The following is a 16,732-nucleotide window of genomic DNA, read 5'->3' as shown; positions in this document are numbered from 1 at the left end:
CCCCCACACGACCGCGCGCCCCGCGGCGCGCCGCGCGGCAGACGAGGCGACACCCGCCCCGACCCCGCCCAGCGCCGCCAGCCAGACGATGACCCAGTATCTGCAGGGCATCCAGGACACGCTGCTGGCCCGCGGGCTGCTGCGCACCGATGGCGGCGGCCCGGCGCGCCCTTCGGCGGCGACGCTCGCCCGGAACTTCGTCCAGATCGCGCTGCGCGACGAATACCAGATGACCGCCGGCCGGCTGGTCCCCGACGCCCATCCCGCGCCGCTGCGCCGCTGGGACCAGCCGGTGCGGCTGAGCGTCGAATTCGGCGACTCGGTCCCCGACGCCACCCGCGCGCGTGACCGCGCCGTGATCGGCGACTTCGCCGCCCGCCTGTCGCGGGTCACCGGCCACCCGGTCGCGCTGGGGGGCGACGGCGGCAACTTCGTCGTGCTGATCGTGAACGAGGATGAACGCCGCGCCATCGGCCCGCGCGTGGCGCGGCTGATCCCCGGCATCCCGCAATCCGACCTGCACGCGATCGAGAACCTGTCGCCGCAGAACTACTGCACCGTCTTCGCCTACTCGCCGGGCGCCGGTCGCGCCTATTCCAACGCCGTCGCCGTGATCCGCGCCGAACTGCCCGAGCCGCTGCGCACCAGCTGCGTGCACGAGGAACTGGCCCAGGGCATGGGCCTCGCCAACGACAGCCCCGACGCCCGCCCCTCGATCTTCAACGACGACGAGGAATTCGCCTTCCTCACCACCCAGGACGAGCTGCTGCTCAAGATGCTCTACGACCCCCGCCTGCGCCCCGGCATGACCGAAACCGAGGCGCGGCCGATCATCGACCGGATCGCGGCAGAGCTGGTGCGATAACAACGCCCTGCGCCCGGAACGCTGCCGGCCCCGGCGCGTTGGTCCAACCTCAACAGGAGGGAACCATGGTCCTCGACTTCCTGACCGGCGAATTCATCGACGTGATCGAATGGGTGGACGACACCCGCGACACGATGGTCTGGCGTTACGAAACTCGCGGCCGGGCAATCAAGTACGGCGCCAAGCTGACCGTGCGCGAAGGCCAGGCCGCCGTCTTCGTCCACGAGGGCCAGCTGGCCGACGTGTTCGGCCCCGGGCTCTACATGCTCGAGACGAACAACATGCCGATCCTGACCCGGCTCCAGCACTGGGACCACGGCTTCCGCTCGCCCTTCAAGTCCGAGATCTACTTCGTCAACACGACGCGGTTCAACGACCTGAAATGGGGCACCCGCAACCCGATCATCGCCCGCGACCCGGAATTTGGCCCGGTGCGGCTGCGCGCCTTCGGCACCTACTCGATGCGCGTGACCGACCCCGCCGCCTTCATGCGCGAGATCGTGGGCACTGACGGCGAATTCACCGCCGACGAGATCGCCTATCAGCTGCGCAACGTGATCGTGCAGGAGTTTTCGCGCCTGATCGCCTCCTCCGGCATCCCGGTGCTGGACATGGCCGCCAACACCCAGCAGCTGGGCCAGATGGTCGCCAAGGCGATCCAGCCCACGGTGGCGCAATACGGCCTGACCCTGCCCGAATTCTACATTGAAAACATCAGCCTGCCCGACGAGGTCGAGAAGATGCTCGACAAGCGCACCTCGATCGGGATCGTCGGCGACCTCAACCGCTTCGGCCAGTATGCCCAGTCCGAGGCGATGCTGAACGCCTCTGGCCGCGACGGCGGCATGGGCGCGGGGCTCGGCGCCGGCATGGGTGCGGCGCTGGGGATGGGCATGGCCGCCCAGCGCGGGCCGTGGGGGCAGGTGCCGGCGCAACAGCCGCCCCAGCTCAGCTCCCAGCCGCAGCCCGGCATGATCGCCGGCCCCGGCGGCGGCGACGCGATCTGGCACGTGGCGCTCGACGGCGCCGCCAGCGGCCCCTTCGGCAAGGCCGATCTGGGCCGGCTGATGAACGAGGGCCGCTTCACCCGCGACACGCTGGTCTGGCCCCCCGGCCAGGACGGCTGGAAAGAGGCCGACGAGGTGCCCGCCCTCGCCCAGCTCTTCCCCATGCTGCCCCCGCCCCTGCCGCAGCGGTGATCCGCGGCCAGCTCGGGCGGTCTCAAATATCCCGGGGGTCCGGGGGCTGGCCCCCGATTCCCCGCGCTTTCCTGCGGCGATGCCTGATGCCCACCCCCCCGATCGAACACCGCTATCCCTGCCAGAACTGCGGCGCGAGCCTTGAATTCGCGCCCGGCCAGAATGCGCTGACCTGCCCCTATTGCGGCCATGTCCAGACCATCTCGCCCGGCGCCGGCCGCGCCCCCGCCCGCCAGCATCAGGGCGGGCCGGAGGGGCAGGACGTGCTGCTGCGCGATCCGGGCACCGGCCGCGCGATCCAGTGGGACGCCGGCCACAAGTCGCCCCTGCTGGTGGAAATCCCGCTGGCCGAGGGGCTGCGGATCGACCTCTCCTCGGACCTGACCGAGACCGTCCGCACCGTCTCGTGCCCCAATTGCGGCGCCCGGATCGAGACGACGGGCAGCTCGCACGCCGACCGCTGCCCGTTCTGCGCGACCCCCGTGGTGACCGACACCGGCGCCTCGCGGATGCTGAAACCGCAGGGCGTGCTACCCTTCGTGCTGACCGAGGACCAGGCCCGCTCGGCGCTGGATGACTGGCTGCGCGGGCTGTGGTTCGCGCCCTCGGGGCTGACCCAGTATGCCCGGCGCAACCGGCGGATGCAGGGGGTCTATTCGCCCTTCTGGACCTTCGACGCCGACACGCGCAGCGCCTATCAAGGCCTGCGCGGAGATCATTATTTCGAAACCGTCCATGTCACCCGGAACGTGAACGGCCGGATGCAGCAGGTGCCCAAGCAGGTGATGCGCACCCGCTGGACGCCGGTGGCGGGCCGGATCGCGCGCAGCTTTGACGACGTGCTGGTGCTGGCCTCCTCGGCCCTGCCCCGGCGCTTCACCGACGCGCTGGCGCCGTGGGACCTGTCGCACCTGGCCGATTACGACCCGCGATATATCGCCGGCTTCCAGTCCGAGACCTACACCGTCCCGCTGGCCGACGGCCACAACGTCGCCCGCCAGGAAATGGCCGGAGTCATCGCCATGGACGCCCGCCGCGCCATCGGCGGCGACGCCCAGCAGATCCAGGCGCTGGACACCGAATATGCGGCCGAGACCTTCAAGCACATCCTGCTGCCGGTCTGGCTCGCGGCCTACAAATACAACGGCAAGTCCTATCGCTTCGTGGTCAACGGCCAGTCCGGGCGGGTGCAGGGCGACCGGCCCTATTCGGCGTGGAAGATCGCCTTCGCGGTGATCCTCGGGCTGATCGCGCTGGCGGCTTTCCTGTGGCTCGCCAACGAAAGCGGCTATATCCAGGTCGGCGGCACCGGAGGCTTCGCGCCCACGATCGAGCTGCCGCGCGACTACGGCCTGCCCGGCGGCCTGTCCCCCGGCGGCGGCTACGTGATCCGCGGCTACTGACCCTTTCTCGCAAGACCCCTGGCCGCGGCCCTTACCCGCGCCCGACCTTTGCGCTAAGCCGCGACCTCGACACCCGGCGGCAAGGACGCGCGCAATGATCCTCTGTGCAGGCGAATCGCTGATCGACATGGTGCCCCGGGACGGGTTCTATCGCCCGCTCGCGGGCGGCTCGGTCTGGAACACGGCCCTGGCGCTGGGGCGGCTGGGCGCGCCGGTGCGCTATCTGTGGCCGATCTCGCGCGACCCGTTCGGAGAGATGCTGCTGCGCCCGCTGGCCGAGGCCGGGGTGGACACCGGCGCCTGCCCGCGCACCGACCGGCTGACGACGCTGGCGGTGGTGACGCTGACCGGGGGCGAGGCGCGCTATTCCTTCTATGACGAGGGCTCGGCGGGCCGTCTGTTCGCCGAAACCGACCTGCCGCCGCTGACGCCGGACCAGTCCGCGCTGTTCATCGGCGGCATCAGCCTCGTCCCCGACCCCTGCGGCGCGACCATCGCGACGCTGGCCGCCCGCGCCGCCGCGGCCGGTCTTCCTGTGATGCTCGACCCCAACATCCGCCCGTTCTTTATCCCCGACGAGACCGAATATCGCGCCCGGCTCGACCGGCTGATCGGCCATGCCGCGATCGTCAAGATCTCGGGCGACGACCTTGCCTGGCTCAGCCCCGATCAGCCGCCGGAAACCGCCGCCCGCGCCCTGCTGGATCGCGGCCCGCGTCTAGTCCTGCAGACCGGCGGCGCCGACGGCGCCATCGCCCACACGCGCGACCACCGCCTGACCGCCCCCGCGTTCCGGGTCGAGGTCGCCGACACCATCGGCGCCGGCGACACCTTCAACGCCGGCATCCTCGACGCCCTGCACCGGGCCGAGGCACTCGCCCGCCTCGACCGACTGGACGAGCCGACCCTGACCGCCGCCCTGACCCACGCCGCCCGCGCCGCCGCCGTCACCGTCTCGCGCCCCGGCGCCGACCCGCCCTGGGCTCACGAGCTGACCTGAGCCGGGCTTTCTTCTTTGCCCAAATATCCTGGGGTGAGCGCGGCACGCGCGAGGGGCAAAGCCCCTCAGCAGCCGCCCAGCAAACCCTCAGGCCAGCCGCCCCGCCGCCCGGTCCAGCCGCGCCACCGCCTCGCCGATCTCTTCGTCGGTGATGTTCAGCGGCGGCAGCAGTCGCACCACGTCATCGGCCGCCGGCACGGTGAGGATATGCTCGGCATAGCCCGCCTTGACGAGTTCGGCCGGCGCCACGCGGCATTTCAGCCCCAGCATCAGCCCCGACCCGCGCACGCCCTCGAAGACCTCGGGATGCGCCGCGACCAGCCCTTCCAGCTTCTGGCGCAGCAGCGCGCCCTTGCGGTTCACCTCGGCAAGGAAGCCGTCCTCGGCGATGATTTCCATGACGCGGCTGCCAACCGCGCAGGCCAGCGGGTTGCCGCCATAGGTCGATCCGTGGGTGCCCGCGACCATGCCTGCGGCGGCGGCCTCGGTCGCCAGCACGGCGCCCAGCGGAAAGCCGCCGCCGATGCCCTTGGCGACCATCATGATGTCGGGGGTGACGCCGGCCCATTCATGCGCGAACAGCCGGCCGGTGCGGCCCATGCCGCATTGCACCTCGTCCAGCACCATCAGCGCGCCGGTCTGGTCGCACATCGCCCGGATCGCGCGCATGTCGGCGTCGGCCATCGGCCGGATGCCGCCCTCGCCCTGCACCGGCTCGAACATCACCGCGGCGGTCCTGTCCGACATCGCGGCCTTCAGCGCCTCCATGTCCCCCCAGGGCAGGGTGCGGAAACCGGGCATCAGCGGGCCGAAGCTCTTGACCATCTTCTCGGACCCCGCCGCCGCGATGGCGCCGGTGGACCGCCCGTGGAACGCCCCCTCGAAGGTCAGGATCTCGATCCGCTCGGGCTGGCCGCGGTCGGACCAGTAATGGCGTACCATCTTGATCGCCAGTTCCGCCGCCTCGGTGCCCGAGTTGGTCACGAACACCGTGTCGGCGAAGGTCTTGTCCACCAGCATCTCGGCCAGGCGCTGCTGCTGCGGGATCTGGTACAGGTTCGAGACGTGCCAGATGCGCCCCGCCTGCTCGGTCAGCGCCGCGACGAGATCGGGGTTGGCGTGGCCCAGCGCGTTGACCGCGATCCCCGCGCCCAGGTCCAGATATCGGGTGCCGTCCGTGGCGATCGCCCACGCCCCCTCTCCCCGCTCGAAGGCGATGGGCGCGCGGTTATAGGTCGGCAGGACGGCGTCGATCATGGGTCGGTCCCCTTGGTGCTGCATGAGAGTGTGACGGCGAACGGATACGGCCCGGCCGCGCGGGCCGGGATGTCGGGACGCATCAGCGTCGCAGGATCGCGCGAATCGTCGTCATGGACGCAGCGTTACAGCGGGCCGCGTCCCGCTTCAACGCCCGATCCGGAGAGGGCGCCGACACGGGCGCGCGCGGCTGCGGTCCGCTGCGCCGCCAGCTGCCGCATCACCCGGCTCCAGCCGGGCCCGAAGCCCTGGAACTTCGTCCGCCCAGGCCGCCAGCGTCGTGAGCGCGCTGACCGGGACGATCACCGAGCGATCCTCGAGCCAGCCCCAGAGGCAGGCCGTCCAGGCCCGCCGCCCGGCCTCGGTCAGATCGAGCCGCGCCGCCATCTGCGCCAGGTGCCAGCGCAGCTCCCGCTGCTCGGCACGAGCGGCAAGCTGCCGCAGGATTGGCTCATGCGGCGCCAGCAGCCGGGGATAGCAAGCTGGGCCGCATCGGCGGCACGCATCCGCAGCACCGGGTCAGGGCCGTCCGGCCAGGCGATGATCTGCGCCATCTGGGTCGAGCTGGCACCGATCCAGGCCGCGCCGCGATCGGATCGCGCATCAAGCCTTCATGCGATAACCCGACCGCAGCCAGCGCCAGGCGATGAACACGATCAGCGCCACCACCACCGCGCAGACCCCGAGGCCGCGCAGCGGCGGGGCGTCGCTGACCCCGGCAAAGCCCCAGCGGGCGCCGTCGATCAGGTAGAAGATCGGGTTCCAGTGCGACAGGGTGCGGAACGGCTCGGGCAGGGTCTCGACGGAATAGAAGGTACCCGAGAGGAAGCTCAGCGGGGTCACGATGAAGTTGGTGATCGCCGCCATCTGGTCGAATTTCTGCGCGAAGATGCCGCCGATCACCCCCAGCCCGCCCAGCATCAGCGCGCCCAGCACGACGAAGGCCAGCGCCCACAGCGGATGCGCCGGCGCCTGCCCCAGCACCAGCGCCATGCCGGTGACGATCACCAGCGCCACGATCAGCGCGCGGGCGAGGCTGCCGAGCAGATAGCCGGTCAGGATCTCTCCGGCCGACAAGGGCGGCATCAGCGTGTCGACGATGTTGCCCTGCATCTTGGCCGAGATGATCGACGAGGACGAGTTGGCGAAGGCGTTCTGGATCACCGTCATCATCAGGATGCCGGGCCCGATGAAGGCCAGGTAGGGCAGCCCCATCACCGTCCGCCCCTCGCCCAGGGCCAGCGCGAACACGGTCACGAACAGCCCGGCCGTCATCAGCGGCGCAAAGATGGTCTGCTGCCAGACCGCCATGAAGCGCATGATCTCGCGGGTGACGAGGGTGCGCAGCCCCAGCCAGTTGATGCGGCCAAAGCGGCGGATCGGGGCCGTTGCATAGTCGCGCGTGGTGCTGATCGTCGGAGTGCTCATCGCCCGGCCGTCCTTGAATTCGGGGGGAACTGGCGCTAGGTCCAGTCATCCCGCTTAGACCTTTCGGGCGCGCCCCGCGCAAGCCCCGCCCCCATCCGTTCCGCAAGGAGAGACCCACCGATGTCCTGGACCGACGACCGCGTCGAGACGCTGAAACGCATGTGGGGCGAAGGCCAGTCCGCCAGCCAGATCGCCAAGGAACTGGGCGGCGTCACCCGCAACGCGGTGATCGGCAAGGTCCACCGTCTGGGCCTGTCGAACCGGGTCGAGGGCGAGGAAGCCGCCGCCGCGGCCCCGGTCGCCCCGGCGCCGGAACCCGCGCCCGCCGCCGCCGCGGCCGCGGCCGCCCCGGCGACGGACCGCCCGGCCCGCGCCGTCAAGGCCGAGCCGCCCGCCGCCACGCCCGAACCCGAGACCGCCACCGCCGAGCCCGAACCCGCGCCGCAGCCGGTCTTCATTCCGCGCCGCCCGATCGTGCCGGCCGGCCAGCCGCTGCCGCCGCAGCCCTCGGCCAACGAGATCTCGCCCGAGGCGCTGGCCTCGGTCCGCGAGGTCGAGAAGCGTGCCCGCAAGCTCACCCTGATGGAGCTGACCGAGCGCACCTGCAAATGGCCGATCGGCGATCCAGCGACCGAGAAGTTCTGGTTCTGCGGCCTGCCCGCGCAGGCGGGCAAGCCCTATTGCGAGGCCCATGTCGGCGTCGCCTTCCAGCCGATGAGCGCCCGCCGCGACCGTCGCCGCTAAGGCCGCGGCCGCAACCCGCGGCGACCGCCGCCGCTATGTCGGACGCCGCAATCGGTCAGCCACCCCTTATCTGGGGCAGCGCCGGCCCTCGATCACCCCGTCCGGGGTCTTGATCGCGATCATTGCGGGCGTGATCCGCAGCGCCAGCTTGACGTCGCCGCAGGGCTCGCTCTCGGACATGCAGCGCCACGCGGCCGTCTGCCAGCCATCGCCGCCGGCCTTGCGCTGACCGACCCGCTCATACTGCGTTTCGCTGACCGACAGCGACCCCGGCCCCACGGCGATGATGCCCGGAGCGCCGACGCCCAGCGCACAGGCGCCGGCCTCGCCGTCCACGTGATAGACGTCGGCCGCGGATGCCGCCGTCGCCGCCATCAGTGCCGCAGCCATCGCCGCGGTCAGAACCAGTCGAATCATGTGGCCTCCTTCATCTGTCGCCCCCGGAATACCCGACAGAGGTTAAAGCTTCCCTGACCCGCGCCCGGCTTTTCCTTTCCCCGCCCGCCCGCTACACAGCGGGCAAGCCAAAGGACCCGCCCCATGACCCGCCATCTCATCACCTCGGCCATCCCCTATATCAACGGCATCAAGCACCTGGGGAACCTGGTCGGCAGCCAGCTGCCCGCGGATCTGTTCGCCCGCTATCAGCGCGCCCGCGGCAACGAGGTGATGTTCATCTGCGCCACCGACGAACACGGCACCCCCGCGGAACTCGCCGCGGCCAAGGCCGGCCAGCCGGTGGAGGTGTTCTGCGCCGAAATGCACGCGGTGCAGGCCGACATCGCCCGCGGCTTCGGGCTGTCCTTCGACCATTTCGGCCGCTCGTCGAGCCCGCAGAACCACGCGCTCACCCAGCATTTCGCCGGCAAGCTGGCCGAAAACGGCCTGATCGCCGAGGTCAGCGAGCGGCAGGTCTATTCCAACGCCGACGGCCGCTTCCTGCCCGACCGCTATATCGAGGGCACCTGCCCGAACTGCGGCTATGACAAGGCCCGGGGCGACCAGTGCGAGAACTGCACCAAGCAACTGGACCCGACCGACCTGATCGACCCGCGCAGCGCGATCTCGGGGTCGACCGACCTTGAGGTGCGCGAGACGCGCCACCTGTATCTGCGCCAGTCGGCGCTGAAGGACCAGCTCGCGGCGTGGATCGACAGCAAGACCGACTGGCCGATCCTGACCACCTCGATCGCGCGGAAGTGGCTGAACGACGGCGAGGGGTTGCAGGACCGCGGCATCACCCGCGATCTCGACTGGGGGGTGCCGGTCAGGAAGGGCGACCAGCCCTGGCCGGGGATGGAGGGCAAGGTCTTCTATGTCTGGTTCGACGCGCCCATCGAATACATCGCCGCGACGAAAGAGCTGACCGACGCCAGCGGCCAGCCCGACGCCGCCTGGCGCCGTTGGTGGCGCACCGACGAGGGTGCGGGCGACGTGACCTACACCCAGTTCATGGGCAAGGACAACGTGCCCTTCCACACCCTCAGCTTCCCGGCCACGATCATCGGGTCGGGCGAGCCGTGGAAGCTCGTGGACTACATCAAGTCCTTCAACTACCTCAATTATGACGGCGGGCAGTTCTCCACCTCGCAGGGGCGCGGGGTGTTCATGGACCAGGCGCTGTCGATCCTGCCGGCCGATTACTGGCGCTGGTGGCTGCTGAGCCACGCGCCGGAATCCTCGGACAGCGAATTCACCTGGGAGAATTTCCAGGCGAGCGTGAACAAGGACCTGGCCGACGTGCTGGGCAACTTCGTCAGCCGGATCACCAAGTTCTGCCGCGCGAAATTCGGCGAGACCATCCCCGAGGGCGGCGCCTACGGCCCCGAGGAAACCGCGCTGATCGAGGCGCTGGCCACCCGCATCCGCACCTACGAGACCCACATGGACGCCATCGAGGTCCGCAAGGCCGCGGCCGAGTTGCGCGCGATCTGGGTGCTGGGCAACGAATACCTGCAATCCGCGGCGCCGTGGTCGACCTTCAAGACCGATCCCGTGAAGGCGGCGATGCAGGTCCGGCTTGGGCTGAACCTGATCCGGCTTTATGCGGTGCTGTCGGCGCCCTTCATCCCCTTCGCGGCGGACGCGATGCTGGCCGCGATGCGGACCGACGACCGCAGCTGGCCCGACGACGTCACCGCGGCGCTGTCGGCCCTGCCCGCCGGCCACGGCTTCGACGTCCCCGAGGTGCTGTTCGCCAAGATCACCGACGAGGCCCGCGCGGACTGGCAGGACCGGTTCAAGGGCGTGCGCAGCTAGGCCGGCCTCAGCGGCCCAGCTGGGCGTAATCCAGCATCATGTATTTCGCCGGGCGATCCTTCGCGGGGTCGCCCTCGTCGCTCATGATCAGCAGGCGCGGCTCGCCGTGGACCATCACCGAGTCGATCGATTCCACGTTGTTGAGGTTGATGATCTCGGGCAGCGCGATGGGCTGGGGGGCGACGGCGGGATCGCCGCTCCAGCTCCACAGCTGCGAGACCTTGTTGTCGTCGTCCCCCTCGATCTCGTTGACGATCAGGAACGCGCCCAGGATCGGGTCGAAGCTCAGCGCACGGATGCCGCCATCCTGCAGGTTCAGCAGGATCGGCGCGCCGAAACGCGGCGGCGCGGCATCGTCGAACATCGCGCCGGGGTTCAGCACCGGCACGATGATCGACCGATCGCCCGCCTTGGGGGCGCGCAGGCCCAGCAGCAGCTGGCCGGTCTGCTGGTGATAGGCCAGCCCCTCGATGTTCAGCTTGTCCATCTCGACCGGGCCGCCCGCGGCCGCCCGCAGCGCCTCGGCCAGGGCCTGATCGCCAACCAGGGCGTCGCGCAGGTTCGTCACGCTGGCGATGTCGCCGACGTTGCTGCCGCGGATGCGGAACCGTAGCAGCTGTTCGCGGTCCGGCTCGCGCGTGCCCTTGGCGTTGGTGGAATGCGAGGTGATCGCATAGACGTTCTCGGCCTGGTCGATCGTGAGCCCCTCGAGGTCGGACAGCTTGCGGCCGAAGGCGCGGGTCAGGCGCAAATCGGCGGCGCTGTCCTCGACCAGGCTGCCGTCCTCGGCCACCGTCATGACGCTGACGGCGCGCTTGGCCTCGTCCTCGACCACCAGGATGCGGCCGTCGGGCATCTGCTGGACGGCCGAGGGCTCGTAGATGTCGCTGAACTCGGCGATGCCCAGATTCTGCAGCCGCACCGGCTGTTCGCCGGACAGCGACGGGAACACGGCAAAGGTGGACCGGACCAGGATGAAGGTCAGGACCGACGCTAGCAGCCCCCAGCGGAACACCGTGTAGGACACGTTCAGCAGCTTGAATTTGTGGTTCGCCATCTGGCCCAGCCAGTACAGCTGGTCGGTCATCTGACGATAGATGTCGTCGCGGTCTCGCAGCAGCGTTTGCATCCGGTCCCAGAATTCGGACCGGCTCAGCTGGACGCGGTCCTCGTAGATCAGCAGGTTCAACGGCTGGCCCTCGGCCGGGGCGCGGCCCCGCATGACATAGGACCGCAGGTCGCGCAGCCGCGCCCGGCGGGCGATCACGTCGCGCAGCCAGTCCCACCCCGAGGCGAGCAGGTCGGCCCGTTCCGGCGACGCCGCCAGCAGCGCGAAGATGATCGAGGCCGCCGAGGTCAGCATGAACACCCCCGCCGGCAGCAGGAAGCCGGGCGAGGAATTGAACAGGAACGCGCCCGAGATCATCAGCGCCGAGATGATGAACCCGTTCAGCGAGATCATGATGTTGGCCTTGGTGGCGGCCAGCGCGATGATGTCGAGCTCGGCCCGCACGGCGTTGCGGAACATCGTCTCGACCGCCTTGGTGGTGCCCAGCGGCCTGCCCTCGTCCGGCTCGGGCGCGGGGGGCTTGGCCTTGTCCTTGCGCCGCTTGGTCTCGGCGGGCCCCGCGAGGGGCGGCACGGCAGAATCGTCCGACGGCGCGCCAGCGGCGAGCGGCGCGGCAGGCAGCGCGGAGGCAGGCAGAGGGGCGGCGGGCGCGGCATCCCGCGCGGCCTTCTTCTTCTTTTTCTGCTTGCGGATCCGGCTCGCATCAGTTTCCGCGGTCCCCCCATTCCCGGCCAGCGCCGCCTGGTCAACGTGCGCGGCAGGATCGGCCGCGGGATCGCTGGCGGGATCGGTGCCGGGATCGGTGCCGGGATCGCGGGCGGGGTCGCGGGTGGCGTCATCGGCTGGCGTCATGGCGTGGGTTCCCCCTGCAAGGCGGCCCGGCCCGGGCCCGGTGCGGATCGACGGGACCCTTGGCGCAATGACCGCCTCGCCGGAAAGGTTCCGCGCGCCTTTGGCTGCGGGCGGCGGTTCGCCGGCTGGCCAAGCGCGCCCTCGCCGGCTACGCTTTCGCCGCAGCATCAACCGCGCGGGCATCCATGACACATTGCATCCTGATCGGCGCGCCGGTGGACAGCGGCCAGGCGCGGCCCGGCTGCCTGATGGGCCCCGCCGCCTATCGCGTGGCCCGGCTGGCCGAGACGCTGGCCGCCCTGGGCCACTCGGTCGAGGACCGCGGCGACCTGGCCCCCGGCGCGCTGGGCTCCGAGGCTTCGGCCAACCCCGCCGTCCATCACCTGCCCGAGACGCTGGGCTGGACCCGCGCCCTGTCCGCCGCGGCGCGCGACGCCTGCCGGGCGGGGATGCCGATCTTCCTCGGCGGCGATCACTCGCTGTCGCTGGGCTCGGTCGCCGGGGTCGCGGCGCACGCGGCCGAGGCCGGGCGGCCGCTTTTCGTGCTGTGGCTCGACGCCCATTCCGACATCCACAGCGTCGAGACGACCGAATCCGGCAACCTCCACGGCACCCCGCTGGGCTATCTCGCCGGGCGGGCGGGCTTCGACGCCTTCCCGCCCTTTCCGGCGCCGGTGCCCGAGGCGAATATCTGCCTCTTCGGCATCCGCTCGGTCGATCCGGCCGAACACGCGGCGCTGGCGGAAACCGAGATCACCGTCAACGACATGCGGGTGCTGGACGAATACGGATTCGCGGTGCCGATGCGGGCGTTCCTCGACCGGGTGGCGGCGGCGGGGGGGATGCTGCACGTCTCGCTGGACGTCGATTTCCTCGATCCCTCGGTGGCGCCCGCGGTGGGGACCACCGTGCCCGGCGGCGCGACCTTCCGCGAGGCCCATCTGGTCTGCGAGCTGATCCACGAAAGCGGGCTGATGACCTCGCTGGATCTGGTCGAGCTGAACCCGTTCCTGGACGAACGCGGCCGCACGGCGCGGATGATGGTCGACCTCGTCGGCTCGCTGATGGGGCGCAAGGTGTTCGACCGGCCGACGCGGTCGGGGTGACTCAGTCGATCCGCCGGCGGACGATCAGACGCAGGACAAGCGCGGCCGCGCCGACGATCTCGAACTGCAGGGCCATCAGGACATAGAAATAGCCTGCGATATCGCCGTCGAGCCGGGCCGCGATGTTCAGACCGACCGAGATCAGGATGCCCCACAGGGCGACGCCGTTCAGAAACCACAACGCCCGGGCGCGGGGCAGAAGCAGCGACGTGAGTGCCAGCAGGACCGACCACGCAATCCCGCCGACGATCGAGAAGGTGAAGTCGGACATGTTTCCCAGCTAGGCGGCGGGGCCGCGTGCTGTAAAGGCGCTTTTCCGGCTTGACCGCCCCGGCCGCACCCGGTGAGATGCCGCGATCATGTGGATACCAGCCGTCCCGCCCGTCCCTGCCGGCGATTTCGCCATTCCCTGTCCTGCTGCGGCCGCGGCCGCCGAACGCGCGCAGCGCGCCTATCGACGAGCGCCGTGCGCCGTCGCCGCCCGTTTCGTCTGCCACAGGACCGTTCAATGACCAGCTTTCTCGACATTCACACGACCTCGAAATCCGACCTGCGGGCGATCATCGACAGCGCCCGCGCGATGAAGGACGCCCGCAACGGCGCCACCAAGGGCACCCCCGACGCCGACCAGCCGCTGAAGAACCGAATGGTGGCGCTGATCTTCGAAAAGCCCTCGACGCGCACCCGGGTCAGCTTCGACCTCGGCGTGCGGCAGATGGGCGGGCAGACGATGGTGTTGTCGGGCAAGGAGATGCAGCTGGGCCACGGCGAGACCATCGCCGACACCGCCCGGGTGCTGAGCCGCTATGTCGATCTCATCATGATCCGCACCTTCGAGGAAGCGACGCTGCTCGAGATGGCCGAACACGCCACCGTGCCGGTCATCAACGGGCTGACCAACCGCACCCATCCCTGCCAGATCATGGCCGACGTGATGACCTACGAGGAACATCGCGGCCCGATCGCCGGGCGCAAGGTGGTGTGGTCCGGCGACGGCAACAACGTCTGCGCCTCGCTGATCCAGGCGGCGGGGCAGTTCGGGTTCGACTTCACCTTCACCGGCCCGCCGCCGCTGGACCCCGAGCCGGAATGGATAGACTTTGCCCGCGCCCAGGGCGTCAAGGCCGAGATCGAGCGTGACCCGGCCCGCGCCGTCCGGGGCGCCGACCTGATCGTGACCGACACCTGGGTGTCGATGCACGACCCGCAATCGGCGCGCGAACGGCGCCACAACCAGCTGCGCGGCTATCAGGTCAACGCTGCGCTGATGGCGGAGGCGAACCCCGACGCGCTGTTCATGCACTGCCTGCCCGCGCATCGCGAGGACGAGGTCACCAGCGAGGTCATGGACGGCCCGCAATCGGTGATCTGGGACGAGGCCGAAAACCGGCTGCACGCGCAGAAGGCGGTGATGCGCTGGTGCCTGGGGGTGTAAGCGTCAGCGGCGGCTTAAGACGCGGATGCGCCGCCACACCCAATGCACGCCCCAGCAGACGCCCAGCTTGATCAGCGTGCCCATCCCGAACAGGGCGATCGCGAGCGAAATCCAATGTCGGTTCCAATCGCTGAGCAGCCACTCGACGATTGGGGGGATCGCGTCGGGGAACGCCAAGGCGATCGGAGTTACTGCGGCCGCGATCAACGCTGCTGGGACCAGCCACGCCCTAACCGACCACGGGCTGACCTTGTCCCGCATCGTATTGCGAAATGCCCCCAGAACAGGCGCGGTCGTCAGGATAACCAGCGCGAGCAGTACGATGTGCAGCAGTGCCTGATGGAAGGGCGTCTTGGCCGCAGAACTCGCCGCCAGCTGCACTACCGCAAGTGCTCCCAACCGCGTCGCCCAACTGTCGATCGCTGCCCTCTCGATGACAGTCCCGGACGCGAATCGTGGCGAGGGAGTTTGGCCGCCGCCGTCGCCCCATGGGGCGCAGGTGCAACAGCGTTGTCTTGCCTTGGCGCGGGCATCTGTTCGTTCCCTAACTTTCATCAGTATTTGCCCGGTGGGGTGTTTGGCAAGCGACCGTCTCGGCCAGTCCCGCCCCCGGCCAGCGCCCAGACCTTGCGCATCAGCCCGGGCAGCGCCTGCGGGTCGAAATCGCGGCGCGGGGTGCCCCGGCCGTCGGGCAGGGGTGCCGTGAGGATGCGCAGGCGCAGGTCGAAATGGGTGAAGACGTGGCGGACCTCTCCGCCGTCCTGCCAGTCGGCGGCGAAGGGGGCGGGCAGGTCGGATCCGTCCCAGCCCGTCGTCGGAAAGCCCAGCGTCCCGCCCAGCAGTCCGCTGGCCGGGCGGCGCTCGACCAGCACCGCCTGCGGTGACGAGGCCACCCACACCACCCCGTGCCGCACCGGCTTGGCCGGTTTCGGCGCTCGGCGGGGCAGGTCCGCAGCGATGCCCTGCGCGCGGGCGGCGCATTGCTCGATTAGCGGGCAGATGCCGCAGGCGGGGCTGCGCGGGGTGCAGATGGTGGCGCCCAGGTCCATCATCGCCTGCGCGAAATCCCCCGGCCGTTGCGCCGGGGTGAGGGTCGCGGCCAGCGCGGTCAGCTCGCGCTTGGCGGCGGGCAGCGGGGTGTCGACGGAAAACAGCCGGGCGACGACGCGCTCGACATTGCCGTCGACCACGGTTTCGGCGCGGTCAAAGGCGATGGCGGCGATCGCGGCCGAGGTATAGGGGCCGATGCCGGGCAGGCGTGCGAGCCCCTCGCGCGTGTCGGGGAACCCGGTCGCGACGACCTCTCTCGCGCAGGCGATGAGGTTGCGGGCGCGGGCGTAATAGCCAAGGCCCGCCCATTCGGCCATGACCTGCGCCTCGGGGGCGGCGGCCAAGGCCTGCACGTCTGGCCACAGCGCCGTGAAGCGGTCGAAATAGGACCGCACCGCCGCGACCGTGGTCTGCTGCAGCATGATTTCCGACAGCCAGACGCGATAGGGGTCCATCGCCGGCGTGCCGGGGGGCGCCCGCCAGGGCAGGTCGCGGGCGTGGCGGTCGTACCACGCCAGCAGCAGCGGCGCGATCACGCCGGGGTCGTCACGCAAGTTTGCGGGCGTCGTCATGTCGCGCGGTCTGGCATCCCGCGCCGCCGCGGTCCAGATTGGTCGGCACGATCCGCCGTTCCCCGGAGCCTCATGGCCAGACGCCGCGCCCGTTCCGCCGACCCCGACGCGCCGCCCTCCCGGCGGATGCGCGGGTTCGAGGCTGCCGCGACGCTGCTGGCGCCGCGGCTGCGGCAGGGCGCCGAATCGCGCGGCTTCGCGGTGGCGCGGCTGCTGACCCACTGGCCCGAGATCGTGGGCGCGGCGACCGCCGCCCATACCCGCCCGGTCAAGGTCGCGCATGGCAAGGAGTTCGGCGCCACCCTCACCATCCTCACCGACGGCGCTCACGCGCCGCTGGTGCAGATGGAGCTGCCGCGCATCCGCGACAAGGTGAACGCTGTCTATGGCTTCAACGCCATTGCCCGGGTGGCGGTGACCCAGACCGCGCCGCAGGGCTTTGCCGAGGGCCAGGCCGAGTTCCGCCCGGCGCCCCGCGTGGCGGGGGGGGCGG

General features: G+C 70.3%; 17 protein-coding genes. 9 read left to right on the top strand and 8 right to left on the bottom strand.

Annotation, left to right across the window (positions count from 1 at the left end):
* The 4 genes from IC63_RS13815 to IC63_RS13800 form a co-directional block, all read left to right on the top strand.
* Positions 1–865, top strand: an 865-nt coding sequence (locus tag IC63_RS13815) for a DUF2927 domain-containing protein (protein ID WP_052042254.1), incomplete at its 5' end; no start/stop codon positions are given.
* A 65-nt stretch (positions 866–930) separates the two neighbouring features.
* The gene (locus IC63_RS13810; protein WP_036721268.1) at positions 931–2,064 is read left to right on the top strand and encodes an SPFH domain-containing protein; all 1,134 of its coding nucleotides are present in this window, start codon (positions 931–933) and stop codon (positions 2,062–2,064) included.
* A gap of 86 nt (positions 2,065–2,150) precedes the next feature.
* Positions 2,151–3,467, top strand: coding sequence for a zinc ribbon domain-containing protein (locus IC63_RS13805; RefSeq protein WP_232222620.1), 1,317 nt, complete (start codon positions 2,151–2,153; stop codon positions 3,465–3,467).
* 94 nt (positions 3,468–3,561) lie between these two features.
* Positions 3,562–4,467, top strand: coding sequence for a carbohydrate kinase family protein (locus IC63_RS13800; RefSeq protein ID WP_036721265.1), 906 nt, complete (start codon positions 3,562–3,564; stop codon positions 4,465–4,467).
* Positions 4,468–4,554: 87 nt separating this feature from the next.
* Here IC63_RS13800 and IC63_RS13795 read toward each other — a convergent pair whose 3' ends face one another.
* From IC63_RS13795 to IC63_RS13785, 3 genes are all read right to left on the bottom strand, one after another.
* Complete coding sequence (locus IC63_RS13795; protein WP_036721263.1) at positions 4,555–5,724, bottom strand: aspartate aminotransferase family protein; 1,170 nt, start codon at positions 5,722–5,724, stop codon at positions 4,555–4,557.
* Between the two features lie 365 nt (positions 5,725–6,089).
* Complete coding sequence (locus IC63_RS13790) at positions 6,090–6,278, bottom strand: hypothetical protein (RefSeq protein ID WP_036721259.1); 189 nt, start codon at positions 6,276–6,278, stop codon at positions 6,090–6,092.
* A gap of 49 nt (positions 6,279–6,327) precedes the next feature.
* Complete coding sequence (locus IC63_RS13785; protein ID WP_052042253.1) at positions 6,328–7,152, bottom strand: ABC transporter permease; 825 nt, start codon at positions 7,150–7,152, stop codon at positions 6,328–6,330.
* A 120-nt stretch (positions 7,153–7,272) separates the two neighbouring features.
* On the opposite strand from IC63_RS13785, the gene IC63_RS13780 reads away from it, so the two are divergent.
* Positions 7,273–7,896, top strand: coding sequence for a GcrA family cell cycle regulator (locus IC63_RS13780; protein ID WP_036721257.1), 624 nt, complete (start codon positions 7,273–7,275; stop codon positions 7,894–7,896).
* Positions 7,897–7,962: 66 nt separating this feature from the next.
* On the opposite strand, the gene IC63_RS13775 is transcribed toward IC63_RS13780, so the two are convergent.
* On the bottom strand, positions 7,963–8,313 hold the full coding sequence (locus IC63_RS13775) for a hypothetical protein (protein WP_036721255.1): 351 nt from the start codon (positions 8,311–8,313) through the stop codon (positions 7,963–7,965).
* 123 nt (positions 8,314–8,436) lie between these two features.
* Between IC63_RS13775 and metG the strand changes: the two genes are divergently transcribed.
* Positions 8,437–10,155 (top strand): methionine--tRNA ligase, encoded by a 1,719-nt coding sequence (gene metG, locus IC63_RS13770; RefSeq protein ID WP_036721253.1) that lies wholly within the window; start codon positions 8,437–8,439, stop codon positions 10,153–10,155.
* A 7-nt stretch (positions 10,156–10,162) separates the two neighbouring features.
* Here metG and IC63_RS13765 read toward each other — a convergent pair whose 3' ends face one another.
* Entirely contained in the window at positions 10,163–12,076 is a 1,914-nt protein-coding gene (locus IC63_RS13765; protein ID WP_052042252.1) for a Pycsar system effector family protein, read from the bottom strand.
* Positions 12,077–12,261: 185 nt separating this feature from the next.
* Here IC63_RS13765 and rocF point away from each other — a divergent pair, with 185 nt between their 5' ends.
* Positions 12,262–13,182 carry an arginase gene (rocF, locus tag IC63_RS13760; protein ID WP_036721250.1) on the top strand — a complete coding sequence of 307 codons (921 nt, stop codon included), beginning with the start codon at positions 12,262–12,264 and terminating at the stop codon, positions 13,180–13,182.
* Between the two features lies 1 nt (position 13,183).
* Here rocF and IC63_RS13755 read toward each other — a convergent pair whose 3' ends face one another.
* Entirely contained in the window at positions 13,184–13,453 is a 270-nt protein-coding gene (locus IC63_RS13755) for a hypothetical protein (protein WP_036721247.1), read from the bottom strand.
* Between the two features lie 237 nt (positions 13,454–13,690).
* Between IC63_RS13755 and argF the strand changes: the two genes are divergently transcribed.
* On the top strand, positions 13,691–14,617 hold the full coding sequence (gene argF, locus IC63_RS13750; protein ID WP_036721244.1) for an ornithine carbamoyltransferase: 927 nt from the start codon (positions 13,691–13,693) through the stop codon (positions 14,615–14,617).
* A gap of 3 nt (positions 14,618–14,620) precedes the next feature.
* On the opposite strand, the gene IC63_RS13745 is transcribed toward argF, so the two are convergent.
* Together IC63_RS13745 and IC63_RS13740 are read right to left on the bottom strand one after the other, a co-directional pair.
* Positions 14,621–14,998: a nucleotidyl transferase family protein gene (locus IC63_RS13745; protein WP_036721241.1), complete on the bottom strand. Its 378-nt coding sequence runs from the start codon at positions 14,996–14,998 to the stop codon at positions 14,621–14,623.
* Positions 14,999–15,171: 173 nt separating this feature from the next.
* Entirely contained in the window at positions 15,172–16,239 is a 1,068-nt protein-coding gene (locus IC63_RS13740; protein WP_052042251.1) for an A/G-specific adenine glycosylase, read from the bottom strand.
* Positions 16,240–16,311: 72 nt separating this feature from the next.
* On the opposite strand from IC63_RS13740, the gene IC63_RS13735 reads away from it, so the two are divergent.
* Positions 16,312–16,732: DUF721 domain-containing protein (locus tag IC63_RS13735; RefSeq protein ID WP_036721238.1), on the top strand; the 421-nt coding region annotated here is incomplete at its 3' end.

Source organism: Paracoccus sphaerophysae (assembly GCF_000763805.1).
GTDB lineage: Bacteria > Pseudomonadota > Alphaproteobacteria > Rhodobacterales > Rhodobacteraceae > Paracoccus > Paracoccus sphaerophysae.
Note: the sequence above shows the minus strand (reverse complement) of the source record. Positions and strands in the feature narration are given on the sequence as shown.

Excerpts from the sequence above, each read along its gene's own strand:
- IC63_RS13810 (WP_036721268.1), top strand. The coding sequence starts at position 931 with ATGGTCCTCGACTTCCTGACCGGCGAATTCATCGACGTGATCGAATGG.
- IC63_RS13805 (WP_232222620.1), top strand. The coding sequence starts at position 2,151 with ATGCCCACCCCCCCGATCGAACACCGCTATCCCTGCCAGAACTGCGGC.
- IC63_RS13800 (WP_036721265.1), top strand. The coding sequence starts at position 3,562 with ATGATCCTCTGTGCAGGCGAATCGCTGATCGACATGGTGCCCCGGGAC.
- IC63_RS13795 (WP_036721263.1), bottom strand. The coding sequence starts at position 5,724 with ATGATCGACGCCGTCCTGCCGACCTATAACCGCGCGCCCATCGCCTTC.
- IC63_RS13790 (WP_036721259.1), bottom strand. The coding sequence starts at position 6,278 with ATGGCGCAGATCATCGCCTGGCCGGACGGCCCTGACCCGGTGCTGCGG.
- IC63_RS13785 (WP_052042253.1), bottom strand. The coding sequence starts at position 7,152 with ATGAGCACTCCGACGATCAGCACCACGCGCGACTATGCAACGGCCCCG.
- IC63_RS13780 (WP_036721257.1), top strand. The coding sequence starts at position 7,273 with ATGTCCTGGACCGACGACCGCGTCGAGACGCTGAAACGCATGTGGGGC.
- IC63_RS13775 (WP_036721255.1), bottom strand. The coding sequence starts at position 8,313 with ATGATTCGACTGGTTCTGACCGCGGCGATGGCTGCGGCACTGATGGCG.
- metG (WP_036721253.1), top strand. The coding sequence starts at position 8,437 with ATGACCCGCCATCTCATCACCTCGGCCATCCCCTATATCAACGGCATC.
- IC63_RS13765 (WP_052042252.1), bottom strand. The coding sequence starts at position 12,076 with ATGACGCCAGCCGATGACGCCACCCGCGACCCCGCCCGCGATCCCGGC.
- rocF (WP_036721250.1), top strand. The coding sequence starts at position 12,262 with ATGACACATTGCATCCTGATCGGCGCGCCGGTGGACAGCGGCCAGGCG.
- IC63_RS13755 (WP_036721247.1), bottom strand. The coding sequence starts at position 13,453 with ATGTCCGACTTCACCTTCTCGATCGTCGGCGGGATTGCGTGGTCGGTC.
- argF (WP_036721244.1), top strand. The coding sequence starts at position 13,691 with ATGACCAGCTTTCTCGACATTCACACGACCTCGAAATCCGACCTGCGG.
- IC63_RS13740 (WP_052042251.1), bottom strand. The coding sequence starts at position 16,239 with ATGACGACGCCCGCAAACTTGCGTGACGACCCCGGCGTGATCGCGCCG.